This is a genomic window from Salmonella sp. SAL04214 (genome assembly GCF_046550615.1).
Lineage (GTDB): Bacteria > Pseudomonadota > Gammaproteobacteria > Enterobacterales > Enterobacteriaceae > Salmonella > Salmonella enterica.
In genome coordinates this window covers 241,890-255,026 of sequence record NZ_JBGDXT010000007.1, presented here as the reverse complement: position 1 = coordinate 255,026, position 13,137 = coordinate 241,890, and the positions used below count along the sequence as shown (strand labels likewise).

Below are 13,137 nucleotides of genomic sequence, written 5' to 3'. Positions count from 1 at the left end.
ATTTTTCTCTTCAACCGACCGGCTGTTTGTGTGAAGTGATTCACATCCGCCGTGTCGATGGAGGCGCATTATAGGGATCCCATTTTTTTGCACAAGCGTTTTTTGGATCTTTTTTTCTGTTTGTTGATTTTTCATCCCTTTCGCTCCATTCCTGCGCAAAGTGGCGATTTTTTGATGCTATCTCCCCTTGCACAACGCCGTTAAAGCAACCAAAGTCTTCATGACTATTCATTTATGATGAGGTAGACATGTCTGACACATTACGTCCTTATAAGGATCTTTTTCCTGAAATCGGTCAGCGCGTGATGATCGATACCAGCAGCGTGGTTATTGGCGATGTCCGTCTGGCGGATGATGTCGGGATCTGGCCGCTTGTGGTGATTCGCGGCGATGTGAATTACGTTGCGATAGGGGCTCGTACGAACATTCAGGATGGCAGCGTTCTTCACGTAACCCACAAGTCTCCATCCAATCCACACGGCAACCCATTAATCATTGGCGAAGATGTTACCGTTGGCCATAAAGTTATGCTGCACGGCTGTACCATCGGTAACCGCGTACTGGTCGGTATGGGCTCCATTGTGCTGGATGGCGCGATAATAGAAGATGACGTAATGATTGGCGCGGGAAGCCTGGTGCCGCAGCACAAACGGCTGGAAAGCGGCTATTTATATCTTGGCAGTCCGGTAAAACAGATCCGCCCCCTGAGCGATGCTGAGAGATCGGGCCTGCAGTACTCCGCCAATAACTATGTAAAATGGAAAGACGACTATCTTTCTCAGGATAACCATATCCAACCGTGATCGTCTTCCTGCTGGGCCAGGATTAATGCTTCAGCCTCTTCTTCCAGGTCCCAGCGATACTCACGAAAAATGGCCAGCCATTGCTCCGCTGTTTCTCCACCAAAGCGATACGCCAGTACATCTTTTTTTATTGCACACGTGAGTTGCATCCCATTAACCAGGGCGGGAAAGATGACAGCGCTGGCAGCAGTATCCCATTCTTCGCGGTCAGGAAATTGTATAGCCTGGTTCACGCTAATAATTCCTGCTGTAGCAGCTCAATCACTGGCTCGACCTGCGGTAATACACCGTGCCAAAGCAAAACGGCATGTGCAGCCTGCCCCACCAGCATTCCCAGCCCATCTGCGTAGCGTTTTGCGCCCTGTTGTACACACCAGGAGAGAAATGGCGTATTCCCTTTTTGATAGAACATGTCATAGCAACAGAGGGAAGGGTGAATAAGTGACGCCGGAATCGCCGGGATTTCGCCCCGTATGCCGCTGGAGGTCGCATTAATAATCAGGTCAAACTCACAACCATCCAGCTTGTCCATATCCGTGGCATGAACGCTGCCGGTATGAGCAAAGATTTTCGCCAACGCTTCGGCACGTGAAGCTGTACGGTTGGTGATAGTGACCGCGCAATCCAAAGAAAGCAGAGGTAACAGCACGCCCCGGGATGCGCCGCCCGCGCCAATCAGCAAAATACGCCATCCTGGGCGGATAAAATTTAAACGTTTGAGATCGCTTAATAAACCGATACCGTCAGTATTGTCGCCAAGCAAACGACCATCTTCCAGCCGCTTTAATGTATTGACTGCTCCCGCCAGCGATGCTCGTTCCGTTAACTCATCCGATCGCGCAAACGCCTCCTCTTTAAAAGGTACTGTGATGTTTGCGCCTTTTCCCCCTGCCGCGAAAAAGGCATCAAGCGTATTAATGAAATTATTAATAGGGGCCAGCACGCGACCATAGGGGTGAACAATATCTAGCTGCTGAGCAAATTGCTGATGAATAAATGGCGATTTGCTGTGCGCAATCGGATTTCCAAAAACAGCATAGGTTTCCATCATATTACCCCTGTCGAAACAGTTCGCCCGTCAGAGCATCGCGAATTTCTGAAGGATTTAGACGCCCACCCGTTGCGCCTTCAACCACCGGAAAATCATCGCCAAATTGCGCACGCACCTCTTCAACGGTACGACATGGCGGTAATCCGCTCAGATTGGCGCTGGTGGAAACCAGCGGTTTGCCATACGCATTGCATAGCGCGACCACCAGCGGGTGGTTGGTAACACGAACGGCCAGGGAATCAAAACGTCCCGTGAGCCACCGCGGCGTTGTCGCGGGCGCAGGAAAAACAAACGTTACCGGCCCGGGCCAGCAATCAAATACCGCTTTACGCTGTGCGGCGGTAAGTATGCTGTCATCAATATAAGGTTTTAACTGCTCAAAGCTGGCGGCAATCAAAATGAGTCCCTTATCGACGGGCCGTTGTTTTAACGCCAGCAGGCGCGTAACGGCTGTTTCACTATCGGGATCGCAGCCGACGCCGAAAACGGCTTCTGTTGGATAAGCGATGACATTTTCTTTATTCAGGAGATCTACCGCCGCGGCGATAGATCCTGTTGGCAGGTTATTATTCACTTGTTTATTCCACCGGAACCGGCTTTCCACATTGTTTACTGGCGCAAAAGCGCTTCACGCCCTGCGCGGTTTTCTTTTCGATGAGTAGCGGATAATGGCACTCGGGGCATTCCCCCGCAACCGGTGTGAAGTTAATGACAAACTGACATTCCGGGTAACGATCGCAGGAATGAAAGATTTTACCGTAACGAGAACGGCGCTGGACCAAATGTCCTTGCTGGCAGGCTGGACAGGCAATCGCCGTTTCATCCGGTTTATCAATAACCACTGTATGTTCACATTGCGGATACTGACTGCATCCGATGAACATACCAAAGCGCCCCTGACGCAGCACCAGTACGGCGCCACACTCAGGACACAGTTGCCCCTCCAGAATTTTAACGATATGTCCGTCCGCCTGACTTTTCAGCGGACGAACGTAATCGCATTCCGGATAGCGAGAACAGCCGAGAAACGGACCATGTTTCCCGGAACGAATTACCAGTTCGGCCCCGCACTGCGGGCAGGGCTCATTTTTACGCACCGAAAACAGTGCTGATTTAGCCATATTCACTCATGCAGCATTAACACCTATCAATGCAGCATACCTTCATTTACCTCAAAGAGTAATTCTTCCATTTGCTGATAGGCGTTTTCACAGCCCGGAATGTTGAATAACACCATCAAAATAACCCATTTCAAGTCTTCCAGGTCAAACTCTGCGGTATCCAGCGCCAGCACACGCTCAATCACCATTTCTCGTGTTTCGAGGTTTAGCACCTGAATCTGCTCAAGGAATAACAGGAACCCCCGGCAACTGGCATCAAGCCTTTCACACTCTTCAGCCGTATAAATGCGCATTGAAAGAGGGTCGGAAGCAAGTTGCATGGGTTCCGCGAGGCCATCCTGATAGTCAGCGAGTTTTTCCAGCCACAGCAGCGCATTGTAGATGTCTTCGCGATCAAACCCGGCGTCGGTGAGATCACGCTCCAGTCTGTCCTGATCCACGCGCAGCTCGGCTTCGTTATGGATGTATGTTTCAAACAAATACATTAGTACGTCGAACATGGCTTGCCCTCCTTAATCGGACATAGCCGCCGGGTACAGCTGCGATCCATCCTGCTAACTCCAGTTCGAGTAGCTGAGCCACTACCGCTGGCACAGGTTGGCCGGCACGTTCAGCGACGACGTCAACAGGTGTTACCTCATCTCCTACGTTAGCCAGGAGCTCAGGAAATGGCAATGCCGCCTCATCCTGATTTAGTGAATAAAGTGAATTTTCCGCCGTAGTTGGCAACCAGTGTAAGCCGTATTGCAAATTTTCCAGAATATCCTCCGGCGTCGTCACAAGCGTGGCCCCTTGTTTAATTAACCAGTGCGTGCCTTCGCTTCCCGGACTACCGATAGGACCTGGTAATGCAAAAACGTCCCGCCCCTGTTCAAGCGCGCAGCGCGCCGTCACCAACGAACCGCTGCGCAACGCCGCCTCAATCACCAGCACGCCTTTGCTCAGTCCGCTGATGATACGGTTTCTGCGAGGAAAATGTTGCGGTAGCGGAGGCGTTGAAAGCGGAAATTCTGAGACCACTGCGCCGCCGGTGGCAATCAAGTTTTCAGCCAGCATGGCATGTCGGCGAGGATAAATCTTTGCCAAGCCATTCCCTAACACCGCTACACTTTTTCCCCCCATACTCACCGCGGCGTTGTGTGCTACGCCATCAATTCCCCGGGCAAGGCCGCTGGTGATCGTCAAACCGCTTTTCGCAAGGCTTTCGCAAAGCAGACGTCCCCAACGTTCTCCATACCAGGAGTGGCTCCGGCTCCCTACGACGGCAAGTTGGCAGGTATGCAGACAGGCAGGATCGCCGTCAATAAAAATAGCGCCGGGATAATCGTCAATAGCACGCAGTTGGGGAGGATAAATTTCACTATCCGCACACAGAAAATGGTGCTGCGGTAGTTCAAGCCAGCGTAACGTCTCATCAAGCACACCTGCTGGAAGCTGTAAAAAACGTTCAGCTTGCCGCGCGGTAAGACCAGCCTCCTGAAGGTGCGTGCGATTTATCTGAGGCTGGCGAATAAGCGAATTCGCCATGTTCAACATCGCCTCGCCATAAAGGTCGCCGACGTACATTAAACGTAACCAAATTTCGGTACGGGCCATCCTTTCCCTCCCCTGCCACAAGCAGTCTGAACAATCTTTGCGATTGGTCACTGATGCTGTCAATCAGGTGGGGATTTGTCTAGAATAGAGGTAATAATCTTTTCAACTCCTGAACACAACTCTGGATAATTATGTCAGTTTTGCAAGTGTTACATATTCCGGACGAGCGCCTTCGCAAAGTCGCAAAGCCGGTTGAAGAAGTGAATGCAGAAATTCAGCGTATCGTCGATGATATGTTCGAAACGATGTACGCGGAAGAAGGTATCGGTCTGGCCGCAACGCAGGTCGATATCCACCAGCGGATCATCGTGATTGACGTTTCGGAAAACCGCGACGAGCGCCTGGTACTCATTAACCCGGAATTGCTGGAGAAAAGTGGCGAAACGGGTATAGAAGAAGGCTGTCTGTCGATTCCGGAACAGCGCGCTTTAGTGCCGCGCGCCGAGAAAGTGAAAATCCGCGCGCTGGATCGCGACGGCAACCCGTTTGAGCTTGAAGCGGATGGTTTGCTGGCAATTTGCATTCAGCATGAGATGGATCATCTGGTCGGTAAACTGTTTATCGATTATTTGTCGCCGCTGAAGCAACAACGTATTCGTCAGAAAGTAGAAAAACTCGACCGCCTGAACGCCCGGGCTTAAAGGACAAGAACCAACGTGTCAGATTCACTACGTATTATTTTTGCGGGTACACCTGACTTTGCAGCGCGTCATCTCGACGCGCTGTTAACTTCTGGACATAACGTTGTCGGCGTATTTACCCAACCCGATCGTCCAGCAGGTCGCGGCAAAAAGTTGATGCCCAGCCCGGTAAAAGTGCTGGCGGAAGAAAAAGGCCTGCCCGTTTTCCAGCCCGTGTCGCTTCGTCCTCAGGAAAACCAGCATCTGGTTGCTGACTTACATGCCGACGTCATGGTTGTCGTAGCATATGGTCTGATTCTCCCAAAGGCAGTGCTGGATATGCCCCGTCTCGGATGTATCAACGTTCACGGTTCGCTGCTTCCACGCTGGCGCGGCGCGGCGCCTATTCAGCGCTCACTCTGGGCAGGCGATGCGGAAACCGGCGTCACAATTATGCAGATGGATGTAGGGCTGGATACCGGCGACATGCTGTATAAACTTGCGTGCCCGATTACCGCAGAAGATACCAGTGGCTCACTGTATAATAAGTTGGCTGAACTTGGCCCGCAGGGGTTAATTACCACACTAAAACAACTGGCGGACGGCACAGCGACGCCTGAAGCGCAGAATGAAGCGCTGGTCACTCATGCGGAAAAGCTCAGTAAAGAAGAAGCGCGTATTGACTGGTCTCTCTCCGCAGCACAGCTGGAGCGTTGCATTCGCGCCTTTAATCCGTGGCCAATGAGCTGGCTGGAAATCGACGGTCAGCCGGTAAAAGTCTGGCAGGCATCCGTCATTGAGGACGCCACGCAGTCGCTGCCGGGAACCATTCTGGCCGCGACGAAACAGGGTATTCAGGTTGCAACAGGCAAGGGGATATTAAATTTGCTTTCGCTTCAGCCTGCTGGCAAAAAAGCGATGAGCGCCCAGGATCTGTTAAATTCACGCAGGGAATGGTTTATTCCTGGTAACCGTCTTGCCTGACGGTCACGTCTTTATACGCCCGGTGTTACCGGGCATTTTTATTTTATACATATGAAAAAACAAAACAATTTACGTAGTCTGGCGGCACAGGCCGTTGAACAGGTCGTCGAGCAGGGACAATCATTAAGTAATGTGCTCCCGCCGCTGCAACAAAAAGTCGCCGATAAAGACAAAGCGCTACTTCAGGAGCTGTGCTTTGGCGTCCTGCGCACCCTTTCACAGCTGGAATGGCTGATCAATAAGCTGATGTCTCGTCCAATGACCGGCAAGCAGCGTACAGTGCATTACTTAATTATGGTCGGCTTTTATCAGTTGCTGTACACCCGCGTTCCTCCCCATGCGGCGCTGGCTGAAACCGTTGAAGGCGCGGTCGCCATCAAACGTCCGCAGTTGAAAGGGTTAATTAACGGCGTCCTGCGCCAGTTCCAGCGCCAGCAGGAAACGTTGCTTAATGAGTTTGCGACCAGCGATGCGCGCTTTTTACATCCAGGTTGGCTGGTAAAGCGTTTACAAAATGCTTACCCCACACAGTGGCAACACATTATTGATGCGAATAACCAGCGTCCGCCGATGTGGCTACGTGTAAATCGTACACACCACACCCGCGACGGTTGGCTTGGCTTACTTGAAGACGCAGGCATGAAGGGATATCCCCATCCCGATTATCCCGACGCTGTACGTCTGGAAACGCCAGCTCCGGTACATGCTTTACCCGGTTTTGCTGAGGGTTGGGTAACTGTCCAGGATGCCTCTGCGCAGGGATGTGCGGTTTTTCTCGCTCCTCAGAACGGTGAGCACATTTTAGACTTGTGCGCCGCGCCCGGCGGTAAAACCACGCATATTCTCGAAGTGGCCCCCGAAGCAGACGTGTTGGCGGTTGATATTGATGAACAACGCCTCTCCCGCGTTTACGACAACCTAAAGCGTCTTGGGATGAAAGCGACAGTTCAACAAGGGGATGGACGTTATCCCGCCCAATGGTGCGGCGAGCAGCAGTTTGACCGTATTCTGCTGGATGCGCCCTGCTCCGCAACCGGCGTCATTCGCCGTCATCCAGATATCAAATGGCTGCGTCGCGATCGCGATATCGCGGAACTGGCGCAATTACAGGCGGAAATTCTTGATGCCGTCTGGCCGCGCCTGAAGCCCGGCGGGACGCTGGTTTACGCCACCTGTTCCGTACTGCCGGAAGAAAACCGCGATCAGATCAAAGCCTTTTTGCAACGCACTCCCGATGCCGCGCTCAGCGAAACGGGAACACCTGATCAGCCAGGACAGCAGAATCTGCCGGGCGGCGAAGAAGGTGATGGGTTCTTTTACGCTAAGCTAATCAAGAAGTGATGAGATAACGGGCCACGACTGATGAAAATTATCATACTGGGCGCAGGGCAAGTTGGCGGAACACTGGCGGAAAACCTGGTCGGCGAAAACAACGACATCACGGTGGTTGATACCAACGGCGAACGATTACGCAGTTTGCAAGATAAGTTCGATCTACGCGTAGTTCAGGGGCATGGTTCGCATCCCCGCGTGTTGCGCGAAGCGGGCGCTGACGATGCGGATATGCTGGTCGCTGTCACCAGTTCAGATGAAACTAATATGGTTGCCTGTCAGGTAGCCTATTCACTCTTCAACACTCCAAACCGTATCGCCCGCATTCGCTCCCCGGACTATGTTCGCGATGCGGATAAACTCTTTCATTCTGAAGCGGTTCCGATTGATCATCTGATCGCGCCGGAGCAGTTGGTTATCGATAATATTTATCGTCTCATCGAGTATCCGGGAGCATTACAGGTTGTAAACTTTGCTGAAGGGAAAGTCAGTCTGGCAGTAGTAAAAGCCTACTATGGCGGTCCACTAATAGGTAACGCGCTCTCGACAATGCGAGAGCATATGCCGCATATCGATACCCGCGTTGCCGCAATTTTCCGCCATGACAGACCAATCCGTCCTCAGGGCTCGACTATAGTGGAAGCAGGGGATGAAGTCTTCTTTATTGCGGCTTCACAGCATATCCGTGCAGTAATGAGCGAATTACAGCGTCTGGAAAAACCCTACAAGCGCATCATGCTGGTGGGCGGCGGCAACATCGGCGCCGGGCTGGCAAGGCGTCTGGAAAAAGACTATAGCGTTAAATTGATCGAACGCGATCAACAACGCGCCGCAGAACTGGCTGAGAAACTGCAAAACACGATCGTCTTTTTTGGCGACGCTTCCGATCAGGAATTGCTGGCGGAGGAGCATATTGATCAGGTCGATCTCTTTATCGCGGTCACTAACGATGATGAAGCCAATATCATGTCCGCGATGTTGGCCAAGCGGATGGGCGCCAAAAAAGTGATGGTGCTGATTCAGCGTCGAGCTTATGTCGATCTTGTGCAGGGTAGCGTTATAGATATTGCGATTTCTCCGCAGCAGGCCACCATCTCTGCATTACTGAGCCATGTGCGTAAAGCGGATATCGTCGGCGTTTCCTCACTACGTCGCGGGGTTGCCGAAGCCATCGAAGCCGTCGCGCACGGTGATGAAAGCACTTCCCGCGTGGTTGGCCGCGTCATTGACGAAATAAAACTGCCGCCAGGCACCATTATTGGCGCGGTCGTTCGTGGTAATGATGTCATGATCGCTAATGACAATTTGCGCATTGAACAAGGCGATCACGTCATTATGTTTTTGACCGATAAAAAGTTTATTACCGACGTCGAACGTCTGTTCCAGCCAAGTCCTTTCTTCCTCTAATTTAAGGGGCGCTCATTCAGCGCCCTTTTAATTCCCTTTATTTATCAAGGTTTAATTTATTTCGCTAAACAGAAGCCGTAAATGGAAAATGCCTTAGCATTTGTTAAACTTATAACGTCAGCTGCATAGGGAGAATAAAAATGAGTTTTATTAAAGAATTTCGCGAATTCGCGATGCGCGGGAATGTTGTGGATTTGGCAGTGGGTGTCATTATTGGCGCGGCATTCGGTAAGATTGTTTCTTCACTGGTTGCCGATATCATTATGCCGCCGTTGGGATTGTTAATCGGCGGGATCGACTTTAAACAATTTGCTTTTACGTTACGCGAAGCGCAGGGAGATATTCCGGCGGTCGTCATGCATTACGGCGTGTTTATCCAGAACGTATTTGATTTTGTGATTGTGGCCTTTGCTATCTTTGTTGCCATTAAGCTTATCAACAGACTCAACCGTAAAAAAGCAGAAGAGCCGGCAGCTCCACCCGCACCTTCTAAAGAGGAAGTGTTATTGGGCGAAATCCGCGATCTGCTGAAAGAACAAAATAACCGTTCTTAATAAGCAGAAGGCCAGTGGTAAAAAAGTCACTTACTTTCTTGCCACTGGCCTCCCAGTTCCCCCGGTTACCGTGTTTACCTTTACGCAGATAGCTTCCTTTACCTTTCTTATTTTTTTCAACCCGCTGCCTGAAAAGGGGATCGTGCAGTAATGCCTCAATGGCATTGTCCTTTATCTGCCCTTTCTTATGTTGATAACGACTCATAATGTCTCCTGATTGTATAAATTATACGGCGCGAGTGTAGCCCCGTCGGTTCAATAAATCAACATCCTGATTTCGCCCCACTGGCCCCCTGTTCCAGGGCTTCCAGAATGGAACAATAGACGCTACTGTGGGCCGTTCCACAACAAGCATCATTAAGCCTTTGTAACGAACGCTGCATCGTTTGCAGTTCCGCAATCCTGGCTTCAACCTCCTGCAATCGCTCTTGCACAATACTTTTTGATTCCTGACAGGTATGGTGCTCAGGATCAATTCGGATCGATAAAAGTTCACGGATCGACTCAAGCGTGAAACCCAACTGCCGAGCATAACGAATAAACTTGAGACGCTGCAGATCGTTTTCAGTATATAGACGAAACCCGCCTTCAGTACGTACCTCATGATCCATCATCTGCTGTTTTTCATAGTAGCGAATGGTATCAGGCGTTACGTCTGCCAGCTTTGCCAGCTCACCAATGCGATACATACAAGCTCCGTTAATTATCGTTGATTTTATGCAGCAGTTTTTCCGCATACTCACCGTGTAAAAAGTCGGTACTCAACCCAGCCTGCCGAAGTTTTAGTTCAAGCAGGGAGAGCTGGCGACTAACCTGATGGTATCGAGGGTCATCTTCCCGGATACTGTTGAGGATATCAAGTAACTGAATAGCGTCTCTGCGCTGCTCCAGTTCAGGGGGAAGACAGCCCGCATTCTTGAGTAAGCGATAACCCGCACGAAGTTCCGCCGGCACATGAGAATCATCATCCAGAATAAGCGGCTCGCCACGGCCAGGCAAATTATCAAACTCGCCTTTACGCTGTGCCTCGATAATATGACGCTCTGCCCACTGGTCAAGTAACCACATACGTCGCTCCAGGGATTGAACGAAAAGAATACAATTATTGTAGATATGTGGGGTTCAGGAGGATATAAAAAAACCCGCCGAAGCGGGTTTTTTTACGTTACTACAGATTACTCTGCAGCAGCTTCTGTTTTCTCTGAACGATCAACCAGCTCGATGTATGCCATCGGCGCGTTGTCGCCTGCACGGAAGCCACACTTCAGAATGCGAGTGTAACCACCGGCGCGGCTCGCGAAACGCGGGCCCAGCTCGTTAAACAGTTTTGCCACGATCTCGTTATCACGAGTACGGGCGAATGCCAGACGACGATTAGCAACGCTATCAGTCTTGGCAAGAGTAATCAGCGGCTCAACTACGCGACGCAGCTCTTTCGCTTTAGGCAGGGTCGTCTTGATGATTTCATGACGAACCAGTGAACCTGCCATGTTGCGGAACATAGCCTGGCGATGGCTGCTGTTGCGGTTCAGTTGACGACCACTCTTACGATGGCGCATGACCTTATCCTTCTCAGTAAAACCTTAACCTGTGATCCGGTTACTCGTCAGCGATGCTTGCCGGTGGCCAGTTTTCCAGGCGCATACCCAGAGACAGTCCACGGGAAGCCAGCACGTCTTTAATCTCGGTAAGAGATTTTTTACCCAGGTTAGGCGTCTTAAGAAGCTCAACCTCGGTACGCTGTACCAGATCACCGATATAGTGGATAGCTTCTGCCTTAAGGCAGTTAGCAGAGCGGACAGTCAATTCCAGATCGTCAACAGGGCGCAGCAGGATCGGATCGAATTCTGGTTTCTCTTCTTTCACTTCCGGTTGACGTACATCACGTAAATCAACGAAAGCTTCCAGTTGTTCAGCCAGGATGGTTGCCGCACGACGAATCGCCTCTTCAGGATCGATTGTGCCGTTGGTTTCCATTTCGATGACCAGCTTGTCCAGGTCGGTACGCTGTTCTACACGCGCTGCTTCAACATTGTAGGCAATACGCTCTACAGGGCTGTAGCAGGCGTCAACCAGCAGACGGCCGATTGGGCGCTCATCTTCTTCCGAATGAATTCGGGTAGAAGCCGGCACATAACCACGACCGCGCTGAACTTTGATACGCATACTAATAGACGCGTTTTCATCGGTCAGGTGGCAGATCACGTGCTGCGGCTTGACGATTTCGACATCCCCATCATGGGTGATATCGGCTGCAGTCACAGGGCCAATGCCAGATTTATTCAGGGTAAGAATAACTTCATCTTTACCCTGAACTCTCACCGCCAGCCCTTTCAGGTTGAGCAGGATTTCCAGGATGTCTTCCTGAACGCCTTCTTTGGTGCTGTACTCATGTAGTACACCATCAATCTCAACCTCGGTCACCGCGCAACCCGGCATCGATGAGAGCAGAATACGGCGCAGTGCGTTACCCAGAGTATGGCCGAAGCCACGCTCTAAAGGCTCAAGGGTCACCTTGGCGTGCGTCGAACTCACTTGCTCGATATCTACCAGGCGCGGTTTTAGAAACTCTGTCACAGAACCCTGCATTGTGTCCTCTCTTTGGTACTAAGCTTTACTTGGAGTAAAGCTCGACGATCAGGTGTTCGTTAATGTCCGCAGACAGATCAGAACGCTCAGGCTTACGCTTGTACGTACCTTCCATCTTGCCAGCATCAACTTCCAGCCAGGTTGGCTTTTCACGCTGCTCAGCCAGCTCCAGAGCGGCTTTCACGCGAGACTGCTTCTTCGCTTTCTCACGAATGCTAACAACGTCATTCGGACTAACCTGATAAGAAGCGATGTTAACAACACGACCGTTTACCATAATTGCTTTATGGCTAACCAGCTGACGTGCTTCTGCACGAGTGGCGCCGAAGCCCATACGGTATACAACGTTGTCCAGACGACCTTCCAGCAGAGCCAACAGGTTTTCACCGGTGTTGCCTTTCAGACGTGCTGCTTCTTTGTAGTAGTTACGGAACTGACGCTCCAGCACACCGTAAATGCGGCGAACTTTTTGCTTTTCACGCAACTGCACACCATAGTCAGACAGACGCGGCTTACGCGCACCGTGCTGGCCAGGAGCTTGTTCAATTTTACACTTGGTATCGATCGCGCGAACGCCAGACTTAAGGAATAAGTCGGTGCCCTCACGACGGCTCAGCTTGAGCTTAGGACCCAAATATCTTGCCATTTTCTTTCTCCAACTAACCTGGAAAACGAAGCGTTATACGCGACGTTTTTTCGGCGGACGACAACCGTTATGAGGGATCGGAGTCACATCAGTAATATTAGTGATGCGGAAACCAGCGGCGTTCAGAGCACGAATAGTAGATTCGCGGCCTGGACCCGGACCTTTAACCATAACTTCCAGATTCTTGATACCGTATTCTTTCACGGCGTCAGCGCAACGCTCTGCTGCAACCTGAGCTGCAAACGGAGTGGATTTGCGAGAACCACGGAAACCGGAACCACCGGCTGTTGCCCAACCCAGCGCATTACCCTGACGATCGGTAATAGTCACGATGGTGTTGTTGAAAGAAGCATGGATATGAGCCACGCCGTCAGAGACTTGTTTTCTTACACGTTTACGTGCGCGAACTGGTGCCTTTGCCATTATTCAATCAC

General features: G+C 51.1%; 18 protein-coding genes and 1 pseudogene. 6 read left to right on the top strand and 13 right to left on the bottom strand.

What is annotated here, in order from left to right; genetic code table 11:
• Nucleotides 1-248: 248 nt before the first annotated feature.
• A complete protein-coding gene (locus ACLJQD_RS14395; protein WP_001285635.1) occupies nt 249-803 on the top strand; it encodes a gamma carbonic anhydrase family protein in 555 nt (184 codons plus the stop codon).
• Here ACLJQD_RS14395 and ACLJQD_RS14390 read toward each other — a convergent pair.
• The 6 genes from ACLJQD_RS14390 to dprA are packed head-to-tail and all read right to left on the bottom strand — an operon-like array spanning nt 779 to nt 4,571.
• Nucleotides 779-1,036: a DUF1488 domain-containing protein gene (locus ACLJQD_RS14390; RefSeq protein ID WP_001070575.1), complete on the bottom strand. Its 258-nt coding sequence runs from the start codon at nt 1,034-1,036 to the stop codon at nt 779-781. The genes ACLJQD_RS14395 and ACLJQD_RS14390 overlap by 25 nt on opposite strands.
• A complete protein-coding gene (gene aroE / locus ACLJQD_RS14385) occupies nt 1,033-1,851 on the bottom strand; it encodes a shikimate dehydrogenase (RefSeq protein ID WP_000451205.1) in 819 nt (272 codons plus the stop codon). Before aroE ends, ACLJQD_RS14390 begins: the two co-directional genes overlap by 4 nt.
• 4 nt (nt 1,852-1,855) lie before the next feature.
• Nucleotides 1,856-2,428: an L-threonylcarbamoyladenylate synthase type 1 TsaC gene (gene tsaC / locus ACLJQD_RS14380; protein ID WP_001063613.1), complete on the bottom strand. Its 573-nt coding sequence runs from the start codon at nt 2,426-2,428 to the stop codon at nt 1,856-1,858.
• A gap of 4 nt (nt 2,429-2,432) precedes the next feature.
• Nucleotides 2,433-2,975 carry a type I DNA topoisomerase gene (locus ACLJQD_RS14375; RefSeq protein ID WP_001129708.1) on the bottom strand — a complete coding sequence of 181 codons (543 nt, stop codon included), beginning with the start codon at nt 2,973-2,975 and terminating at the stop codon, nt 2,433-2,435.
• Nucleotides 2,976-3,001: 26 nt separating this feature from the next.
• Nucleotides 3,002-3,475: a DUF494 family protein Smg gene (gene smg / locus ACLJQD_RS14370; protein WP_010835147.1), complete on the bottom strand. Its 474-nt coding sequence runs from the start codon at nt 3,473-3,475 to the stop codon at nt 3,002-3,004.
• Entirely contained in the window at nt 3,447-4,571 is a 1,125-nt protein-coding gene (gene dprA / locus ACLJQD_RS14365; protein ID WP_000124529.1) for a DNA-protecting protein DprA, read from the bottom strand. The genes smg and dprA overlap by 29 nt, the downstream gene beginning before the upstream one ends.
• Nucleotides 4,572-4,702: 131 nt before the next feature.
• Between dprA and def the strand changes: the two genes are divergently transcribed.
• The 5 genes from def (at nt 4,703) to mscL (ending at nt 9,468) form a co-directional block, all read left to right on the top strand.
• Nucleotides 4,703-5,212: a peptide deformylase gene (gene def / locus ACLJQD_RS14360; protein ID WP_000114987.1), complete on the top strand. Its 510-nt coding sequence runs from the start codon at nt 4,703-4,705 to the stop codon at nt 5,210-5,212.
• A 15-nt stretch (nt 5,213-5,227) separates the two neighbouring features.
• Nucleotides 5,228-6,175, top strand: coding sequence for a methionyl-tRNA formyltransferase (gene fmt / locus ACLJQD_RS14355; protein WP_001285165.1), 948 nt, complete (start codon nt 5,228-5,230; stop codon nt 6,173-6,175).
• Between the two features lie 51 nt (nt 6,176-6,226).
• Nucleotides 6,227-7,516 (top strand): 16S rRNA (cytosine(967)-C(5))-methyltransferase RsmB, encoded by a 1,290-nt coding sequence (gene rsmB / locus ACLJQD_RS14350; RefSeq protein ID WP_017442190.1) that lies wholly within the window; start codon nt 6,227-6,229, stop codon nt 7,514-7,516.
• A gap of 21 nt (nt 7,517-7,537) precedes the next feature.
• Complete coding sequence (gene trkA / locus ACLJQD_RS14345; RefSeq protein ID WP_000691374.1) at nt 7,538-8,914, top strand: Trk system potassium transporter TrkA; 1,377 nt, start codon at nt 7,538-7,540, stop codon at nt 8,912-8,914.
• 140 nt (nt 8,915-9,054) lie between these two features.
• Nucleotides 9,055-9,468 carry a large-conductance mechanosensitive channel protein MscL gene (mscL, locus tag ACLJQD_RS14340; RefSeq protein WP_000008119.1) on the top strand — a complete coding sequence of 138 codons (414 nt, stop codon included), beginning with the start codon at nt 9,055-9,057 and terminating at the stop codon, nt 9,466-9,468.
• A 1-nt stretch (nt 9,469) separates the two neighbouring features.
• Here the strand turns inward: mscL and ACLJQD_RS14335 are convergent.
• The 7 genes and pseudogenes from ACLJQD_RS14335 to rpsK form a co-directional block, all read right to left on the bottom strand.
• A pseudogene (locus ACLJQD_RS14335) lies at nt 9,470-9,673 on the bottom strand (alternative ribosome-rescue factor A); the annotation flags it as partial.
• Nucleotides 9,674-9,731: 58 nt separating this feature from the next.
• Complete coding sequence (gene zntR / locus ACLJQD_RS14330) at nt 9,732-10,157, bottom strand: Zn(2+)-responsive transcriptional regulator (RefSeq protein WP_000285588.1); 426 nt, start codon at nt 10,155-10,157, stop codon at nt 9,732-9,734.
• Between the two features lie 10 nt (nt 10,158-10,167).
• Nucleotides 10,168-10,536 carry a DUF1992 domain-containing protein gene (locus tag ACLJQD_RS14325; protein WP_000266515.1) on the bottom strand — a complete coding sequence of 123 codons (369 nt, stop codon included), beginning with the start codon at nt 10,534-10,536 and terminating at the stop codon, nt 10,168-10,170.
• Between the two features lie 107 nt (nt 10,537-10,643).
• A complete protein-coding gene (gene rplQ, locus ACLJQD_RS14320) occupies nt 10,644-11,027 on the bottom strand; it encodes a 50S ribosomal protein L17 (RefSeq protein WP_001216370.1) in 384 nt (127 codons plus the stop codon).
• Between the two features lie 40 nt (nt 11,028-11,067).
• Nucleotides 11,068-12,057, bottom strand: a complete 990-nt coding sequence (locus tag ACLJQD_RS14315; RefSeq protein ID WP_001162094.1) for a DNA-directed RNA polymerase subunit alpha — start codon at nt 12,055-12,057, stop codon at nt 11,068-11,070.
• 25 nt (nt 12,058-12,082) lie between these two features.
• Nucleotides 12,083-12,703, bottom strand: coding sequence for a 30S ribosomal protein S4 (rpsD, locus tag ACLJQD_RS14310; protein ID WP_000135226.1), 621 nt, complete (start codon nt 12,701-12,703; stop codon nt 12,083-12,085).
• A 33-nt stretch (nt 12,704-12,736) separates the two neighbouring features.
• Nucleotides 12,737-13,126 carry a 30S ribosomal protein S11 gene (gene rpsK / locus ACLJQD_RS14305; RefSeq protein WP_001029758.1) on the bottom strand — a complete coding sequence of 130 codons (390 nt, stop codon included), beginning with the start codon at nt 13,124-13,126 and terminating at the stop codon, nt 12,737-12,739.
• Nucleotides 13,127-13,137: the final 11 nt, after the last annotated feature.